The 17,020-nt window shown below is 39.9% G+C and carries 17 protein-coding genes and 1 tRNA gene; 9 read left to right on the top strand and 9 right to left on the bottom strand.

Annotated elements, in window-relative coordinates; all coding sequences use genetic code 11:
• Positions 1–70 precede the first annotated feature (70 nt).
• Positions 71–445, bottom strand: coding sequence for an HU family DNA-binding protein (locus ACX3PZ_RS10400; RefSeq protein ID WP_459084368.1), 375 nt, complete (start codon positions 443–445; stop codon positions 71–73).
• Between the two features lie 251 nt (positions 446–696).
• Here ACX3PZ_RS10400 and mutY point away from each other — a divergent pair, with 251 nt between their 5' ends.
• The 5 genes from mutY (at position 697) to ACX3PZ_RS10375 (ending at position 7,150) form a co-directional block, all read left to right on the top strand.
• The gene (gene mutY, locus ACX3PZ_RS10395; protein WP_459112735.1) at positions 697–1,755 is read left to right on the top strand and encodes an A/G-specific adenine glycosylase; all 1,059 of its coding nucleotides are present in this window, start codon (positions 697–699) and stop codon (positions 1,753–1,755) included.
• A 156-nt stretch (positions 1,756–1,911) separates the two neighbouring features.
• Positions 1,912–2,841 (top strand): PfkB family carbohydrate kinase, encoded by a 930-nt coding sequence (locus ACX3PZ_RS10390; protein ID WP_459084365.1) that lies wholly within the window; start codon positions 1,912–1,914, stop codon positions 2,839–2,841.
• Positions 2,842–2,853: 12 nt separating this feature from the next.
• A complete protein-coding gene (locus ACX3PZ_RS10385; protein WP_459112734.1) occupies positions 2,854–4,683 on the top strand; it encodes a hypothetical protein in 1,830 nt (609 codons plus the stop codon).
• 64 nt (positions 4,684–4,747) lie between these two features.
• Complete coding sequence (locus ACX3PZ_RS10380) at positions 4,748–6,112, top strand: peptidylprolyl isomerase (RefSeq protein WP_459112758.1); 1,365 nt, start codon at positions 4,748–4,750, stop codon at positions 6,110–6,112.
• A gap of 48 nt (positions 6,113–6,160) precedes the next feature.
• On the top strand, positions 6,161–7,150 hold the full coding sequence (locus tag ACX3PZ_RS10375) for an NAD(P)H-dependent flavin oxidoreductase (protein ID WP_459112733.1): 990 nt from the start codon (positions 6,161–6,163) through the stop codon (positions 7,148–7,150).
• Between the two features lie 47 nt (positions 7,151–7,197).
• Here ACX3PZ_RS10375 and ACX3PZ_RS10370 read toward each other — a convergent pair whose 3' ends face one another.
• Positions 7,198–7,488 (bottom strand): rhodanese-like domain-containing protein, encoded by a 291-nt coding sequence (locus ACX3PZ_RS10370; protein WP_459112732.1) that lies wholly within the window; start codon positions 7,486–7,488, stop codon positions 7,198–7,200.
• 113 nt (positions 7,489–7,601) lie between these two features.
• On the opposite strand from ACX3PZ_RS10370, the gene queG reads away from it, so the two are divergent.
• Positions 7,602–8,528 carry a tRNA epoxyqueuosine(34) reductase QueG gene (gene queG / locus ACX3PZ_RS10365; protein WP_459112731.1) on the top strand — a complete coding sequence of 309 codons (927 nt, stop codon included), beginning with the start codon at positions 7,602–7,604 and terminating at the stop codon, positions 8,526–8,528.
• 11 nt (positions 8,529–8,539) lie between these two features.
• Here queG and ACX3PZ_RS10360 read toward each other — a convergent pair whose 3' ends face one another.
• The 5 genes from ACX3PZ_RS10360 to ACX3PZ_RS10340 all read right to left on the bottom strand — a co-directional run bounded on the left by ACX3PZ_RS10360 (position 8,540) and on the right by ACX3PZ_RS10340 (position 12,610).
• Positions 8,540–9,037: a hypothetical protein gene (locus tag ACX3PZ_RS10360; protein ID WP_459112730.1), complete on the bottom strand. Its 498-nt coding sequence runs from the start codon at positions 9,035–9,037 to the stop codon at positions 8,540–8,542.
• A 70-nt stretch (positions 9,038–9,107) separates the two neighbouring features.
• The gene (locus tag ACX3PZ_RS10355; RefSeq protein WP_459112729.1) at positions 9,108–10,445 is read right to left on the bottom strand and encodes a hypothetical protein; all 1,338 of its coding nucleotides are present in this window, start codon (positions 10,443–10,445) and stop codon (positions 9,108–9,110) included.
• 26 nt (positions 10,446–10,471) lie between these two features.
• Positions 10,472–11,002, bottom strand: a complete 531-nt coding sequence (locus tag ACX3PZ_RS10350) for a YceI family protein (RefSeq protein WP_459084354.1) — start codon at positions 11,000–11,002, stop codon at positions 10,472–10,474.
• Between the two features lie 699 nt (positions 11,003–11,701).
• A tRNA-Leu gene (locus ACX3PZ_RS10345) sits at positions 11,702–11,782 on the bottom strand.
• Between the two features lie 60 nt (positions 11,783–11,842).
• A complete protein-coding gene (locus ACX3PZ_RS10340) occupies positions 11,843–12,610 on the bottom strand; it encodes an MBL fold metallo-hydrolase (RefSeq protein WP_459112728.1) in 768 nt (255 codons plus the stop codon).
• A gap of 44 nt (positions 12,611–12,654) precedes the next feature.
• Here ACX3PZ_RS10340 and ACX3PZ_RS10335 point away from each other — a divergent pair, with 44 nt between their 5' ends.
• On the top strand, positions 12,655–14,079 hold the full coding sequence (locus ACX3PZ_RS10335) for a TonB-dependent receptor (RefSeq protein ID WP_459112727.1): 1,425 nt from the start codon (positions 12,655–12,657) through the stop codon (positions 14,077–14,079).
• 3 nt (positions 14,080–14,082) lie between these two features.
• Positions 14,083–14,535, top strand: coding sequence for a GAF domain-containing protein (locus ACX3PZ_RS10330; RefSeq protein WP_459112726.1), 453 nt, complete (start codon positions 14,083–14,085; stop codon positions 14,533–14,535).
• Here ACX3PZ_RS10330 and ACX3PZ_RS10325 read toward each other — a convergent pair.
• Both ACX3PZ_RS10325 and ACX3PZ_RS10320 read right to left on the bottom strand, forming a co-directional pair.
• Complete coding sequence (locus tag ACX3PZ_RS10325; RefSeq protein ID WP_459112725.1) at positions 14,525–15,247, bottom strand: ABC transporter substrate-binding protein; 723 nt, start codon at positions 15,245–15,247, stop codon at positions 14,525–14,527. The genes ACX3PZ_RS10330 and ACX3PZ_RS10325 overlap by 11 nt on opposite strands.
• Before the next feature lie 108 nt (positions 15,248–15,355).
• Entirely contained in the window at positions 15,356–15,922 is a 567-nt protein-coding gene (locus ACX3PZ_RS10320; protein ID WP_459112724.1) for a pyruvate decarboxylase, read from the bottom strand.
• A 175-nt stretch (positions 15,923–16,097) separates the two neighbouring features.
• On the opposite strand from ACX3PZ_RS10320, the gene rpsO reads away from it, so the two are divergent.
• A complete protein-coding gene (rpsO, locus tag ACX3PZ_RS10315) occupies positions 16,098–16,367 on the top strand; it encodes a 30S ribosomal protein S15 (RefSeq protein WP_459084348.1) in 270 nt (89 codons plus the stop codon).
• The last annotated feature ends 653 nt before the right edge of the window (positions 16,368–17,020 follow it).

Here is a 17,020-nt window from a genome sequence, read left to right as displayed (position 1 = left end):
TTATGTCTTTTTCTTTTCTTTCCGCTTGGCATTGTCGTAATGTGTTAAGGTTAATATTTTAGTTAAATTTTTATTTTACTGCTACTTTCGTTTTCACTTTTTCCACGAAGCTTTTTGACGGCTTGAAAGCGGGGATGTTGTGCGCTGGAATTTCAATGGCCGTATTTTTAGAAATGTTTCTTCCTGTCTTCGCTGCTCTTGTTTTAATGATGAAAGATCCAAAACCTCTTAAGTATACATTGTCACCATTGTACATTGAGGTTCTTATCTCCTGCATAAATGCTTCTATTACTTTTTGGGTTTCGTTCTTTTCTGTACCCAATTTGGTGGAGATCGTATTTACCAATTCTGCCTTTGTCATTTCCTTAATTGTTTTTAATTTTGGTGTGCAAATATAAGAAGATTTTTTGAATTGAAACAAACAAAAGCCTGATTTTCTTAACATTGATTAAAGTCTGACTCTGAGTCGGTAACGGTTTTTCAATCGAGGAAAATTTCCACTCTATTTTGCATCGAAATTCTTGGAATCTGCAATTCTTGATTGTGAATTTTTGATTGTGAGTTGCCTTTTTTTTGAATCTCTATTAAATAGGGGTCTTCTGCGAGTCTCTTTTTTAGCTTTTCTCTTTCAAGTACTAAATAAATTTTTGAAGTCCATATTTTCTATCCTAAATAAGTTTAATATCTTGCGCGCCAATGAAGACAGACGTTGAAATGGGACAGCAGCTTTTGCTGTGGTACCATCAGCATTCGCGATCGCTACCCTGGCGTGAAACGAAAGATCCTTATTCCATTTGGATCTCGGAAATTATTATGCAACAAACAAGGGTAGCTCAAGGCACTCAATACTATGAGCGTTTCATTGAGCGTTTTCCTACAGTGCAAGAACTAAGTGAGGCAAGCTTAGATGAAGTACTTCTTTATTGGAAGGGACTAGGGTATTATAGCCGTGCGATTAATTTGCACAAGGCAAGTATTCAGGTTCAAAAGGATTTGGATGGAATTTTTCCAAGGGATTACGATTCCCTTCTTCACTTGAGAGGTATCGGGAAATATACGGCTGCTGCCATAGCCAGTATTTGTTTTCAAGAGCCAAAAGTGGCGATTGATGGGAATCAGTACCGGGTTTGGTCTCGTTATTTCGCTGATCGATTTGATGTGACGAGTTCGCGAGCTTTCGAGCACTTTGCCCAGCTTGCGCAAAGACTCATGCCTACGGAGGATCCAGGCGGATTTAATCAGGCGGTCATGGATTTAGGCTCGAGTATATGCAAGCCTCAAAACCCAAACTGCATAGAGTGTCCTTTGAATTCGACCTGTCTTGCCTACGCAGTAGGATCGCAGCAGAAGTTTCCTGTGAAATCCCGAAAGGTAAAAGTGGGAGTGGAATCGCTCCGTTATTATTTTGTGTACCATGAGGATGTTTTTTTAGTTCGGCAAAGGGACGAAAGTTCCATTTGGAAACGCCTCTACGAATTCCCACAGGAGCTTCCAGAATCTCTAAGCTCCCAGGGGATAGATAGCCTTGAAATTCGTCATCAGCTCTCCCATAGAACGATGAGCATACGAATCCATACAGTTAAGTTGAATTCTCAAGACGATTTTAAACTGTATTCAAGAGATTCTGGAGTTTTCCCTATGGCCTTTCAAGACTCCAATCTCAAATCTTTTCCTCGTCCGTTAGATCAATTCATCAAAGAATGGGCAAAGAATAATCAGATTGGAGAGGGCAATTTAGAGAAGACAAAGCGATAGAAAAGTACGAAGTGTTTTTATTAAGCGAAAAACCGTATTTTTGCCTCGCGCGAATAAAAAATGAAATGAGGCACAAGTCCTTATTTCCTAAGTCGCAAAGGGCAGGCACGAGGGTTTCTTGAGCACCCTTTTAAATGATAAATTAAACGGAAATAAATGAAACTTTTGGTTGTAGGTTCCGTCGCTTTTGATGCGATCGAGACCCCTTTTGGAAAAACAGATAAAATATTAGGAGGTGCTGCTACCTTTATTGGTCTTGCCGCTTCGGTTCTTAGAACCGATGTAAGTTTAGTGAGCGTGGTAGGAGGAGATTTTCCTCAAGAATATTTAGATCTTTTAGAATCTAGAAACATAAAGACCGAGGGAATTGAAATCATCAAGGAAGGAAAAACATTCTTTTGGAGTGGCAAATACCACAACGATTTGAATACCAGGGATACGCTTGTAACGGAAGTGAACGTCATGGAGAATTTTGATCCAAAAGTGCCGCAGGATGCGCAAAATGCAGAAATTCTAATGCTAGGAAATCTTCATCCCTCCATTCAACTGTCGGTACTGGATAAAATGCAAACGCGTCCACAGCTTGTGATTTTAGATACGATGAATTTCTGGATGGACACTGCATTAGAGACTCTTTTAGAAATGATTAAAAGAACCGATGTGATCACCATTAATGACGAAGAAGCGCGTCAACTTTCCGGAGAGTATTCTTTGGTAAAAGCAGCGCAAAAGATTCATGAAATGGGACCTACCTATGTGATTATAAAGAAAGGAGAACACGGTGCTCTTCTTTTCCATGAGGGGAAAATCTTTGCCATTCCCGCTCTTCCGCTAGAAGACGTTTTCGACCCGACAGGGGCAGGAGATACTTTTGCAGGAGGCTTTGCTGCACATTTAGCAAAAACTTCAGATTTGTCCTTCGAGAACATGAAATCCGCACTCATTGTAGGGTCTGCCATGGCTTCCTACACGGTGGAGGAGTTCGGAACGGAAAGACTTCAAAAAGTAAGTGTGGAAGACTTGCGTACCCGGGTCAACGCATTCAAACAATTAACGACATTTGAAGTAGATTTGTACTTCGATTAATCTTAAGATTATATGAAAAAAATAGTATATCTATCCCTTACGCTCCTTTCAGGACTCGGTTTTGCGCAAGTCATGACTGTAGGTTCAGACAGTATTTCGCTTCAGGATTTTAAAAAAGACAATGAACAGACTTTGAAGTCTGTCGGCATCACTCAAACCCTAACAAGTACGCAAGATTTCTTGCTCTTTCAGCAACTGGCAGAAGAGAAAAAGGCAGACACGACGATGCATTTTCGCCAGCGAATGGCGCAGAAAATTCAGGAGTTGCATGATCAGTATTTTTTCGACCCTGCACAAGTAGAGCGCATGACTCAGTCTTACGTTCAGGCCAACAAACTAGAGAGGCTCGTGCATGTGTTCACTTTGGAGAAAGAGGAAGGGGATGCCACCGATTACGCCAAGGTTTACCAGGATGTGGTGAGCGGTAGAATGACAATGGATCAGGCGATTTCAACCTACATCAAAAAGGACATTAAACCGATTTACATTAAGCCAGGTCTAATTGGAGAGGACCTGTATAAAGAGTTAATGGCGGCCAAAGCTGGGGGGTATACGAAGTTACATGATCAGGGACGCAGTGTAACCTTTGCAAAGCTAGTCAGCACAAGACCTAGTTTGGGGTATATGATCTTTGGAACGCTTAGATATGCCGACGATGCAAATGCACCGAAACAAAAAGCAGCAATCTATAAGGCGCTTACCTCAGGAAAGGCCTTTAACGAGGTGACCAAGGAATTTGGAACGACTCAAAATGAAATTAATGCAGGAGGTGCCGTGATGGGCTCTCCAAGTTTACCTGACCACGTATATGCAGCTCTAAAAGGCATGAAGGCGGGAGAGTACACAAAAGAACCCGTGCTTTTTAATGGGAACTATTACGTGTTCCATATCTATGACTTGGTTCCTTACGAAGTGACGGACAAAACCAAAGAGCTTTTTCGTGCAGATATGCTAAATAGCAATTACCTGCAGGCTTTGGAGGATCAGGTGATTAAACAAAGGCAAACGAGTCCGGATTTTAGTCTAACCAATGACTTTAAAACCGTAGAGAAATCGTATGCAAGTTTTAAGAATTTTTCCAATCCGAATGCAATCCTGTGGAGATATAAGAACCATTCGATGGACTACAAAACACTGAAGGCGGAAGTGGAGCAGCTTTATCAAAACTTGGATACGGTGACGCCATCCCAGTGGAAAGCGCTATTAGACATACGAATCAAAAGCGATTTGTACAGTGTGTATTCCCAAGAGTTTTTCGCAAAACCGCAGGTGAAGACGGCTCTTGAAACAGAACGTAGAATGCTTTTTTCTGAGTATATTTACTCCGATCTTCTTAAAAGCGAAGTGGATGCTTCTGATGCAAATCTCAGACGTTTTTACAACGCAAATAAAAATGAATTTCAATGGGAGGAAATGGCCCAAGGTAGAGTGGCGATTTTGAGCGACGAGAGTTTAACGAAGTCTGTGATAAAAGCCATAGAAGATCCTGCCAAGTGGGGAGACCTTAAAAAGAAATACGAGGGGAAGTTGAATAAAGAAAATAAAATTCTAGTTTCCTTCCAAGAAGGTGAGATGTATAGCGACGCTGAAATCTTCACCCAATATAAGGTGCCCTTTAAAAAAGGGGTCTTTTCGACCAAAATGAGTGCGCGTGACGTAGTCATTGCGATTGATAAAATTACTCCTCGAACTTTAATGACCTTTGAAGAGGCCAAAGACGATGTAATTTCGAGAGTTACGGAAGAAAGACTCAAGGCGATTTTGCAGGAACAGAGAGCGAAAACCCGAATCGTGGTGCCCGCTGCATTTATGCAGGACCTAGAGAAAAATTTTAAGAAATAATTATAAGTTTATTTTGAGCGGAATCCGCAAAGAATCCTAATTTTGCAAACTAGATAGTTTTATGATGGTAAATAATGTAAAATCACTTTTTTTAAGTGTGTTTTTTATAACCCTTTTTGCAGGAAGCGCTCAGGGGCAGCAACTTCAAAAAGGAGCATTAGTGGATGGGATTACGGCGGTAATCGGAGACGAAATTGTTTTGGAGTCGGACATTGACGAACAAATGAATTACGCCAAGCAGCAAGGTGCCCAAGTGAGTGACCGCTGTACGTTTCTTGCAAACATCGTGAACAATAAGCTTCTAATCTACGAAGCGAAGCGCGATACGCTTATTGAGAATAGAACGGCGGCAATCAAAGAAATGGCAAACGAGAAATACAACCAAATTCTTTCCCAATTCCCAGACGAGAAAGCAATGCTTGCAGGCTATAAGTTTCGTAATTCTTACGAGATGAAAAATGCCATTGAAAAAATTGACGCGGACAATTACTACGGTCAGCAAAAATATGCTAGAATTACGGAGAAAGTGGATGTAACTCCAAACGAAGTAACCGATTTCTATACGTTGTACCAACATCAATTGCCAATGGTAAAAGACGAGGTTTCGGTTTCGCAGATTATGATGTATCCTAAATTAACGGAAGCGCATAAAGACGAACTAAAAGCCAAACTCTTAAAAATCAAGCAGGATATTTTAAATGGAGAAAGTTTCGAGCAAATGGCTCGTATTTACTCTGAAGATCCTGGATCTGCTGCTCAGGGTGGTCTTTACACCAATGTTTCGAGAGGGAAAATGGTAAGGCCTTTCGAAGCCGCTGCCTTAAACTTACAAGAAGGGGAGATGTCAGATCCTGTAGAAACTGATTTTGGCTACCACCTTATTCAACTGGTAAAAAAGAGCGGGAAGCAGTACGATGCGAGGCACATTCTTTTAAAAGCAGAACCGAACGCAGAAGAAATTGAAAGTGCCAGAAAAGAGCTTGATTCTATCCGTACAAGAATTATTGAAGGAAAATTAACCTTTAAAGAAGCGGCATTCAAATTCTCGGACGACAAGAACACGAAATTTAATGGAGGTACTTTGACCGGTGCCGATGGAGGGGATAAGATCGAAAAGATTGATCTTCCCGCTACGTTAGCGTATCAAATCGTAGGTATAAAGCCTCACGACATGACAGAAGTATTCCAAGACCAAGCCGCCAACGAAAGAAAAACAGTGAATATTGTGATGGTAAACGAGGAAATCGCTTCTCACCAGCTCGCGATTGAAACCGATTATGAGAGAATTAAACATCTCGCTGCGGAACGAAAGAAGGCACAGCTTGTTGAGAAATGGGTGAAGGAGAAATTATCCGATACGTTTATCTCAATTAACGAACGATACAACCACTGCGCTTTTACCAGTGAGTGGAATAAAGAAAGTGAATAACCCTAGAAAATCCTTTAGAATCTCTAAAGGATTTTCTATTTTTGGTACATGAGCAATTTTATTCATTTTGGCATCGCAGAGAAAATGTACAGCGAGAAACAAAACCGTATTACCGAGCTTTTCAAAATAAAATACCCCATTATTCAAGGGGGCATGATTTGGCATTCCGGATGGCGTCTTGCGAGTGCTGTGTCCAATGCGGGAGGGTTAGGCTTAATTGGGGCAGGAAGTATGTATCCCGATGTTTTAAAGGAACATTTAGTCAAATGCAAAGCGGCTACGGACAAACCCTTTGGAGTGAACATCCCCATGCTCTATCCCAACCTAGAGGAAATCATTGAAATAGTCCTCTCCCACGGCGTAAAAATAGTTTTTACTTCCGCGGGAAGTCCTAAAACGTATACAGAAACGCTTCAAAAAGAAGGAGTGAAGGTGGCACATGTCGTGTCCTCTACCCAGTTTGCGGTCAAGTGCGAAGATGCGGGCGTGGATGCAATTGTGGCGGAAGGTTTCGAGGCGGGTGGACATAACGGTAGAGAGGAGACGACCTCCCTTGTTTTGATTCCGAATGTGAAAAGACATATAAAAACTCCGCTCATTGCCGCAGGAGGAATTGCCCTGGGTTCTCAAATGAAAGCAGCCCTAATTTTGGGAGCTGACGGAGTTCAGATCGGCAGTCGTTTTGCAGCCACGAAGGAAGCAAGTGCACACGATCTATGGAAAGAGCATATCACAAGTTTATCGGAGGGAAGTACAATGCTTTCTTTAAAGGAACTGGCGCCGGTTAGAATGGTGAAAAATGAGCTCTTTAACCAACTCGAGGAGATTTATGCATCGGGAAGAGATAAAGAGGAATTACGGCGCGTGCTCGGCCGAGCAAGAGCCAAAAAAGGAATGTTCGAGGGCGACTTAGCAGAAGGCGAACTCGAAATCGGGCAGGTATCCGCCCTAATAGACCAGGTGCTCAGTGTGGACGAAGTCTTTGAAAAATTACTCGAAGAATTTCGATCGGCTACGTTTGTCGATTTTCTAGCTTAAAGCAAAAAAACACCAAGGAGGTGTTTTTTTAGGTCGTGATTTCAATTTTATTGATCTTCTAGAAGGGCCTGAAGTTGAATGTATCCACCCCCGTTGTAGCCTTCTTTTAATCCATTGTCATAAAGAAGTTCAAGGGCTTTTCCACTTCGGTTTCCACTTCTACAAAAGAGAATGACCGGATGGGGTAAGCTAGTGATTTCCTCAGCGCGTGCCTCTACCTCGCCTAAAGGTATGTTGGTGGCTCCTTCAATTGCACCGTCCATTTCTAGTTCAATCGGTTCGCGTACATCAATTAGATGGTAATTTCCAGAGGTTAAGACTTCTTGTATTGTACTCATATGCTTAGAATTTTTGCTAAAGTAGCAAATTTTTTAAATTCTATAAGGAAATTTCGAGGAATTCTTGAGCTCTCTTTTTTTGACATTGGAATTTGCTTTATCTTCGCAGTGGAATGAATGCATCAAAAGAATCTTGGACCCAATTGATTAAAACCAAAGCGAAAGCATTTGGGTTTCAAGACTGTGGCATCTCTGAGTCTGGGTTCTTAGAACAGGATGCAAAAGCGCTTGAACGTTATTTGAAAGAGGGCTTTCAGGGGAAGATGCAGTATATGGAGAATCATTTTGATAAGCGTGTGGATACAAGACTGCTTGTAGAAGGTTCCAAATCTGTAATCTCTCTGTCGTACAATTACTATCCAAGTGAGGAGCTTCCCACGCTTGATAATTTTAAAATTTCAAAGTACGCCTATGGTGAGGATTATCATCCTATTATCAAAGGGATTTTGTCGCAGATGGTTCAGGAGCTACAGGACGAAATCGGAGAGTTTTCTTTTCGGGTTTTTGTAGATTCAGCTCCCGTTCTTGAAAGAAGTTGGGCTCGCAAATCCGGAATAGGTTGGGTGGGAAAAAATGCGAATCTAATTACCAAGCAAAAAGGCTCTTTTTTCTTCTTGGCAGAGATTATCTGTGATTTGGAACTCGAGTATGATTCTCCGATGGGGGATTATTGCGGAAGTTGTACCCGCTGCATTGAGGCATGTCCTACCGAGGCCATAGTGGAGCCTAGTGTGATTGATGGCAGTAAATGCATCTCGTACGCTACCATTGAGCTTAAAGAGTCCATTCCTGAATCGTTTCAGGATTCGATGGAGGATTGGATGTTTGGATGTGATATTTGCCAAGATGTATGTCCTTGGAATCGGTTTTCGCTTCCCCATAAACAGCCAAGGTTTGATCCCAATCCAGGCTTAGATCAATTCTCAAAAGCACAGTGGAAAGAACTAACGCAGGAGCTATTCTCCGAGGTGTTTCGAAAGTCTGCTGTGAAGCGCACAAAATTTAGTGGACTAAAACGGAATATTGAATTTCTAAGTTGAGAGTACCTTACTTAGTTTAGGGTTTTTAGACTCACCGATAGATCTAATTCATCTTGCACTTTAATGGAACCTCCTAACCGAGTGGGCGGTGAGATGTGAAAATCACTAAATTGAATCCTTTTGGTTCCCACCAGTTGATTTCCTTCTTGGAATAATGTAATGTCATAAGTCTTTTGACTGCGCATGAGTTGAACCTCCAATGTGGCTTTGTAGTAATTGCTCGTACCTAGCTTTTTAAGTTTTACAAAACGAATCGAAAGGGTCGGATACATCGTGTGGCTTAGAGTTTTACGAAAGTCATTTGTCATGAGTTTATTTCGGCAATCAAAATCAGCCACTTTTAACTGAATGTTTGGCAGTTTGTCACTTTGCAAGGCGGGCAGTAGTGGCAAGTTTGTGTGGGTGCATTTAAAAGTATTCACATTCGTTTTGCCTGCAATTACAATGCTGTTGTTTTGGGCAAATAAGAAGAAAGGAAGCAGTAGAATTAATAACTGTGCAAGTTTCATAAAGCAAGTTTCTAGAAAAAAAGGGGGCAATTGGATTGCCCCCTTTCCAAAAAAATTTAAAAAGATAAAATTAAAAACCTATGGTCGCTTCTAGCATAACTCCGTTGAATTGACCACCCATAAGTGGACTAGAGGCACCCCATACAGTGTCGTTGTTATAGGTTTGATCTACATATTCGATTTTTGCAAGTACATTTGGGGTCATGTACCAACCCGCACCGATGTTGTATCGATCGATTGAGCGTTTTGCTGCATTTTTGTCGTCTTTGCCAGAAACCGTGTTGTATTTGCCACCGAAATAATACTGCTCCTTCTGGCCAAATCGATAGAGAAGTTCAGCAGCAAGCTGCGTGTAATTACCGCGAGTATCTCGTTTCGCACCACTTACAAGCTTGTTTCCACTTACATTTTCGAAGGTTCCGAAGAATTCAAGTCCTTGGTACTTTACGAACGGGTTGATTTGGATGGCGGTCATTTCTTTAAACCCAGGATTGAATCGTCCCGTAGCGTAATTGCTGGTTCCCATTGCATCCATTTCGGTTAGTAGGACATAGTAATAGCGAGATCCTGCTCGGTCCGCACCGTAAAGGTTGCCTCCAGTGGTAAGACCGTTGGTTTTCATGATGGATCCTGTTAGTCTAACGCGTAGATCCTTGTCCACTTGTTTGTCATATCCTACCTTAGCATAGAGTGACGGTTTGTTGTCGTTTTTTCCTTTTACAGCGGTTTGGTTGAGTTTTCCATTCGATACTCCCACCATGCCTAAAAAGTTTTTGTGAAATAGGTAGGCTTCTAAAAAAGGTTCTGTAGTGAAGTTGTCCATCACTAGGTTCCCAACAAACGGGTTGTTTAAAGCCTCAGCGTTGTCGGTGCGTCGAAAATGCGAGTCTCCATAGTTAAGTTCATCCATCCCCACTTTTACTCTCGCGTACTGCATTACATTTGATAACAGTCCTTCGGAGATGAAATCTAAGTCATCAATTTGGATGTATCCCCCTTTTACCCACGCTTCGTTATGGTGACGCGCCGATAAGTAGGTTCTTAAATGCATTTTAACTCCTTTGGCTAAATAGGCATTCACATCTAAATTGGCGGTGGGAAGATTGACATCACTTCCTAAATTTAAGAGCTGAATTGCCTCGCCGGTAGGTTGTCCGCTAGCGTCCAATTTGTACCCTAGATTTCCTTTAGTAGAATGATCCAGTGCTTGGAATTGCAAAGCGAAATCTCCTCCAATCGATACTTTGATTCCCTCGTAGTCAGGAGAATTTACTTTAGGATCCTCAAAGATATTTCTTTGGTATTTTTCCGGTGCTAAGTAGGCTCGCATTTCGCTGTTCTGTGCAAACGATATGCTACTGGCAGTAATCGCGATGGCGAGAGCTAATTTCAAGTTTTGAGTTTTCATTGTTTTATCATTTTAATGTTGCTATTCTAATTGGTTACGATGGATACCGATACTTTTACTTGGTCTCCTGTCTTTACTCCCATGAAGCCCGGGGTTTCCATTCCAAAGTCAGACATTTTTAAATTTTGAATTCCAACGATTTTGTAGGCATTTCCAGTTTTTGTAAGTGTCACGGGCATCGAAATTGTTTTGGATTTTCCCGCAATCGAGAGTTGAGCGTTCACTACCGATTTGCCTACATTTAAACTTGAAGTGGTAAAGGAAATGGTAGGTGATGTGCTAGCCTTTAAAGCACCGTATGCTTTGTTGTCCATCATTTTCCCTTTGCTACTTTTGAGGTTTTTCACAGGCATCGTAAATTTTACATTGGTTAATGTGTTCCCATTCTGTTGGGCGCTAAAGGAACCCGTAGTGGAGGTCATTGTCCAGTTGTGCATGGGTGAGGTTCCCTCTACACTCACATTTACACTTTTGCTCGAAAGCTGTTGGGCACTGAAAATTCCAGCTACAAAACTTAGGGACAAGGCGAGTAATTTGACTCTTGATACTTTTCTCATTATTGATAATTTTAATTGGTTTCATTTTCTTATACAAAGATACCTAATGGTTTGGGTATTCGTAAATATTTAGAGAAAATTATAAGTGATATATATCAATACTCGCTAATGTTTTACATATATTGTAATTTAAGTTGATGGAATATAGCGATTGTTCAACGTTTGTTTAATTATTTATTAGTTTGATAAAAATTGATGGTTTTAAATTGGGAATAGTAGAAACCTTAGCAAAAACCACTATGATGAAAGTCATTCTAGTCGTTTGTGATTAGGATATAATTAAATTGTAAATTATACAGATGCGCCAAAATTAGAGAAGAATTCTCTCGCAGTTATTAGCTGAATTTTCTGTCGCAATTAGATATTTTGGAAAGAAGGTGGTCAAATTAACTGTTCTAGAACAGAACTGACTCCAACGCAGGATCTGGTATATCGTTTAATAGTAAAAAATAAAAAAGTTGCTAGAAGAGAATTAGCAGGAAATCTAGAAATAGAGGATTCCGAGATTGAAAAACACGTCCATAATAGGAAGGACGAAAGGTTCTTGGCAAATTATTTAGATGCAATAAGTTGCAAATTAATAGTATGGAACATGATTCACTTGCCTTGATTTATCCGTCTATTAGGTGCAAAACAAAACCTCTCGGAACCAAAAAAAAGTAATCTATTGAAATTCAATAGATTACTTTTAATTAATAGTACCCAGGACCGGGATCGAACCGGTACGCCAATGGCATTGGTGTTTGAGACCAACGCGTCTACCAATTCCGCCACCTGGGCAATTTTGGTGTGCAAATATAAGGTAAAATTTAAAATTTAAAAATGTTTTTCTCGAATTTGTTAGAATTCAATTTCAAGACCATCGTAGGCTAAAGAAATGTTCGGGTCAAGATCAGGGTCGTTTTCTAGGTGAAGACCAAAATGATGGCTGATGTGCGTGAGAAGTAAGACCTTGGGTTTTAGCTCTTCATTGAGTTTTTTAATATCAGGAAGGATGAAGTGGGCGGGGTGCGGGTCTTCTTTTCGAATGCAATTTAAGATGAGGTAATCCAGATCTTTTAAATTTTCTTTTTCTTCTTCAGGAATCAAACTTGCATCCGTGATGTAGGCTAAGTTCTTGAATTTATACCCAAAGATGGGAAGGGTATAGTGTAAGACTTGGATGGGCGTAATAAGAGTGTCCCAAAGTGTAAAAGGAGTCGCGTTAATTTCATGAATCTCAAAAGAGGGCGCCCCGGGATAACGATTCTCAGCAAAAGCATATGGAAATCTGCCTTGTATTTCTTTTGCCACGCGCGCTTGGCAGTAGAGTTCAAGGTCTTTTCGGGTGCGAAAGATCAGGGGGCGTACGTCGTCAAGCCCAATAATATGATCGTTGTGTTCGTGCGTTATAAGTAGGGAATCGACCGAGGTTTCCTTGAATTTAAGCATTTGAGCGCGGAAATCAGGTCCACAGTCAATTAATATTTTATGATTTGAGTCTGTGGTTAGGATGGCCGAGGCTCTTAGGCGTTGGTCTTTAGGGTTTTGTGAGGTGCAAACCTCACAACTGCATCCTATGACGGGGACGCCTTGGGAGGTTCCTGTGCCTAGAAATTTCAGTTTCATTTTGCGCTCGGTTATTATTTTGGTAAATTTACAAAAAAATATAAATGTCCGAGATTAAGCAATTCTTAACCCCGAAACAGAAGGCATTAGCAATCAATTTAGACCATAATATATACGGCACATTTGCAGAAATCGGTGCTGGACAGGAAACGGTACGCCATTTTTTCAGGGCGGGCGGTGCCTCCAATACGATTGCAAAAGCAATGTCCGCATACGATAAGGAATATAGCAATGCAATTTATGGGACGGAAGACAAAAATCGTTTTGTCACCCAGACCCGTCTAAAGAAAATGCTTAGTCACGAAATGCGACTCATAAGCGAGCGGCTAAACCAATCGGAGATGCCAAACCGTCGCTATTTTTCCTATGCCAATACCGTCACAACGATAAACTATCACAAAACGTTTAAAGGTCACGGTTGGGTGGGACTTATGTTTCAGCATCAGCCGAATGAAAAGTATAGTGAGATTATTCTTCACGTCCGATTTAAAGAAAACGAAGCGAGTTTACAGCAAGAAACGTTGGGGAATTTAGGCGTGAATCTTATCTACGGTGCCTTTAATTATTTTGACAATCCCCGGAATTTGCTCAAGTCTTTGTACGATGATATCTCAGTGGACAAAATTGAAATTGATACCATTCATTTTGAGGGGCCCGCTTTCCCTTATGTGGACAATCGCCTTATGTCTCTGCAGCTTGTGAAAAAAGGAATGACGGATGCCGTGATTTTCAATTCGGAAGGAAAGAACATGCTGCCTGCCGATATTCTCTATAAGAAAGATGTTTTTGCGGTTCGAGGTAGCTTTCGGCCGGTGACGCTCGTTAACACCGATATGTTTGAGAAGGGACTTCAGATGTTTCTAAAAGATACAGAAGGAAAGCCTGAGGATACTGTCATTATTTTTGAAATCACCACGTTTAATTTGCGTGCCACCGGTCGTATTGATGAGCGGGATTTCTTAGATAGAGTCGATATCTTAGCCAAGCTCGGTTATACGGTTATGGTTTCCAATTTCTCTGAGTATTATAGACTTGCGGAATATTTTACAGGCTATAACATTCGATACTTCGGGATTGCGATGGGCGTAAACAATCTTCTGATGGTCTTCGAAGAGCAATACTATGAGCATTTGTCAGGAGGTATACTCGAAGCATTCGGAAAATTTTTCCGAAAAGATATGCGGGTTTATCTCTACCCATACAAAGATCCAGACACCAATTGTCTACTCACATCAAAAACGTTGAAAGTAGATCGTAAGGTAAAAGAACTTTATAAATTTTTTATTGCCAACCGGCAAATTGTAGATGTAGAAGAATATGACCCAAGTGTACTTGAAATCTATTCGCGCGATGTGCTTGCGAAGATCACAAACCAAGAAAACGGATGGGAGGATCAACTTCCGGAAGGCGTGGCGGAAATGATCAAAGAAAGAGGACTGTTTGGGTATAAAGAATTTCACTTTGAATAAATCATGAAAGAGCTAAAAAAAAGATTGTTATTTATATTAGAGAGTCCTCAGGGAAGCTTTGAAGGCAAACTGAAAAAGATTTGCCAATTGTTAGATCAAGAGATCGAACATTTTAATTGGACTGGATTCTATTTCCGAAATGGAGACAAGGAGGAGTTAGTGATTGGTCCTTACGTAGGAGCTGAAACAGACCATACAGTCATTCCTTTTGGAAAAGGAATTTGCGGACAAGTAGCGGTTTCTAATGAAACATTTGTCGTAGCAGATGTACATGAGCAAGCAAATTACTTGGCTTGTTCCCTAGAGACCAAAGCGGAAATTGTGGTTCCAATTCTTAAAGACGGTGTGAATGTAGGGCAAATTGATATTGACTCTCATACGCCCAATGCATTTACACAGGAAGATAGAGAGCTTTTGGAATGGCTTTGCGAGGAAATCGCAAAGATTATAAAATAGAGATGAGTTCTCTATAATCCGACTCAAACTCTAGCAAATGAGTTCCGTACCAGCTAAATGCTTCTCCATTGACCAGATGGATTTCTAGGTGTGGATAAAGGGAAAGAAGTTCCTTCTTATGTTTTTCTTTGAAAGGATAGGGTTCGCTTGAAAGAAAAAGAGTTTTTTCTCTGGCGAGTTCTTCAAGAGGAACTGTGGGATAGCGCAAAGCATTTTCATGCGAGTTTTTAAATCCTAGTTGTTCTAGCATAGCGTGGATAAAGGTATCGCCGCCTACACTTAAATAAGGGTCTTTCCAAATGAAATAGGTAAGACTCTTTTCTTTTCTTCTCGGAAGAGAATTAAACATTTGATCTAATTTCTCGTTAAAGCAGTGGGCTAAGGATTGTTTTTGGAGACGTTCCCCGAGCTCGCTAAGAAATTCCTTATTGTCGTTTAATGTTTTAATATTGGTAACCCAAACATTAAATTCCAATTGAAGCGTCTCGACTTGGACTTTTTCATTTTCTTCTTTGCTTGCCAAGATGAGGTCGGGCCGCAAAGCTCTTATTTGCTCCAATTTAAGATCCTTCGTGCCTCCAATGATTTGCACTTGAGAAACTTTCTCTGTAGGGTGGATGCAAAATTTTGTTCTTCCTACAATCTGGGAACTATCGAGCTCAAAATCAAAAAGTGTTTTGGTGAAAGACGGGACTAGAGAGACAATACGCATTTGAATCGATTTGAAAATTAAGGGCCCCTTACGACTTACAAAGGGTAGCTTTTTTCAAAGATAATATTCTTTTCGAAATTAGAACCGTTCCTCAAGGGCAATCCATGCTTACCGTATTTTTCGAATGTACTTACGGATTTCGTTTAATGCCCCGGTGGTTCCAATCTTAATAGAGTTTTCTGTACTTCCAAGGATGCGTTTGTTTTTACGATAGGTGTCGTAGGAAGATTCACTTAAGAGTTCTCCATTCGAATTGTACATTTTTAAACTTACAATTACTTGATTAGAGAGTACGTATTTTCCAAAACCAACTTTGAAATATTTTATTTTTGGAACTACGGCAAGATCAAAATTATTGATTTTGCAAATTTCCTTGAGGGTTTCCACATCTACATCATCGTAAATCATTGGGGTTTCCACTCGGTTTACTACAATGTTTTTAGATTTAGAAAACTCTTGGGTAACGCCGTCAAAAAAAGTTTGATAGGATGGGAATCGAATCTCTTCTATTCCAGGGTCAATTTCCGGATTGAAAAATAGCACCTGTTGAACGTTCTGTGAGCCAATATTTGAATTGGAAAAACTAGGTCCCTGTGCAGCGGATACGTTTATGCAACTCTTTAAAATTACAGCACTTGCCGCAACAAGTAAAATGGGAAATAACAGTTTTTTCATCTTTGTAGTAATGATGCAAAAATAGAGCCAATTCCTGGAATTTATATTATAAAATTTAAGATTTTTTTAACACTTTTTACGGGACTAAATTTTCGTTCAAAAACCGGTTTGCTCAGATTAGGGAATTGTTGTACATTTGCAGCTCGTTACATAATAATCATTAAATAATATTTGCATGTACTTAACATCAGAGAAAAAAGCGGAAATTTTCGCAAAACATGGCGGAGTTCCAGAGAACACTGGATCTGCAGAAGGACAAGTAGCACTTTTTACTTTCCGTATTAACCACTTAACAGGTCACTTGAAAAAGAACCAAAAAGATTTTGCAACAGAGAGATCTCTTGTAAAGTTAGTAGGGAAAAGAAAAAGACTATTGGATTACCTTAAAAACAAGGATATTACTAGATATAGAGCGATTATCGCGGAACTAGGACTTAGAAAATAATCCTTTTCAAACTAAAAAAAATACCGATTCTATTAAGAGTCGGTATTTTTTTTTTGAGACGGTTTTCTATTTGATATTTAAGTAGAATATTAACCTAATATAGTAGACTACGGAATGCAGGGTGAGCAATTTGGATGATTTCTTAAATTCAGTTCAAGCCATGGATTTTACTTTCTAAGAAGTAATAGAACTTTGGTAGCAAACGTTGTATTTTTTAATTGCTGAATTGTCTGCTGTCACTTTTGACGTCAATGTCCAATGAAAAAGGAAAGAAGAACATAGAATGAATCTAAATTAATAAGAGGATTCAAAATAACGAAAATGTTTTTTTGAACCTAATTTTTAATTAGACTGAATCCAAATGTTGATCAATTAACTGACCATTAGGTTTTTATATTGAAATAATTTTTAATTTTACTCGTAGAATTGAGTTCAATTAACCTGAAAGTAGAAACAGCTTTTGGGAGCTCACTTTCAAAAGTAGCTATTTGAACTATTTATAGTGTTTCGGTAATTTTTATTACCGATTGAATATAACAATTTCTAGGGTGACACTTTGGCTTAAGAAATTGAAATTTTAGGATTTTTACCTTTTGTTTTTTCGAAGGTTCTTTTTAAAGGAAGAACACTTCATGAACTAATTTCCAAAACCA

It is taken from the genome of Chryseobacterium sp. A321 (assembly GCF_054489265.1).
This window is presented reverse-complemented; position numbering and strand designations above follow the sequence as displayed.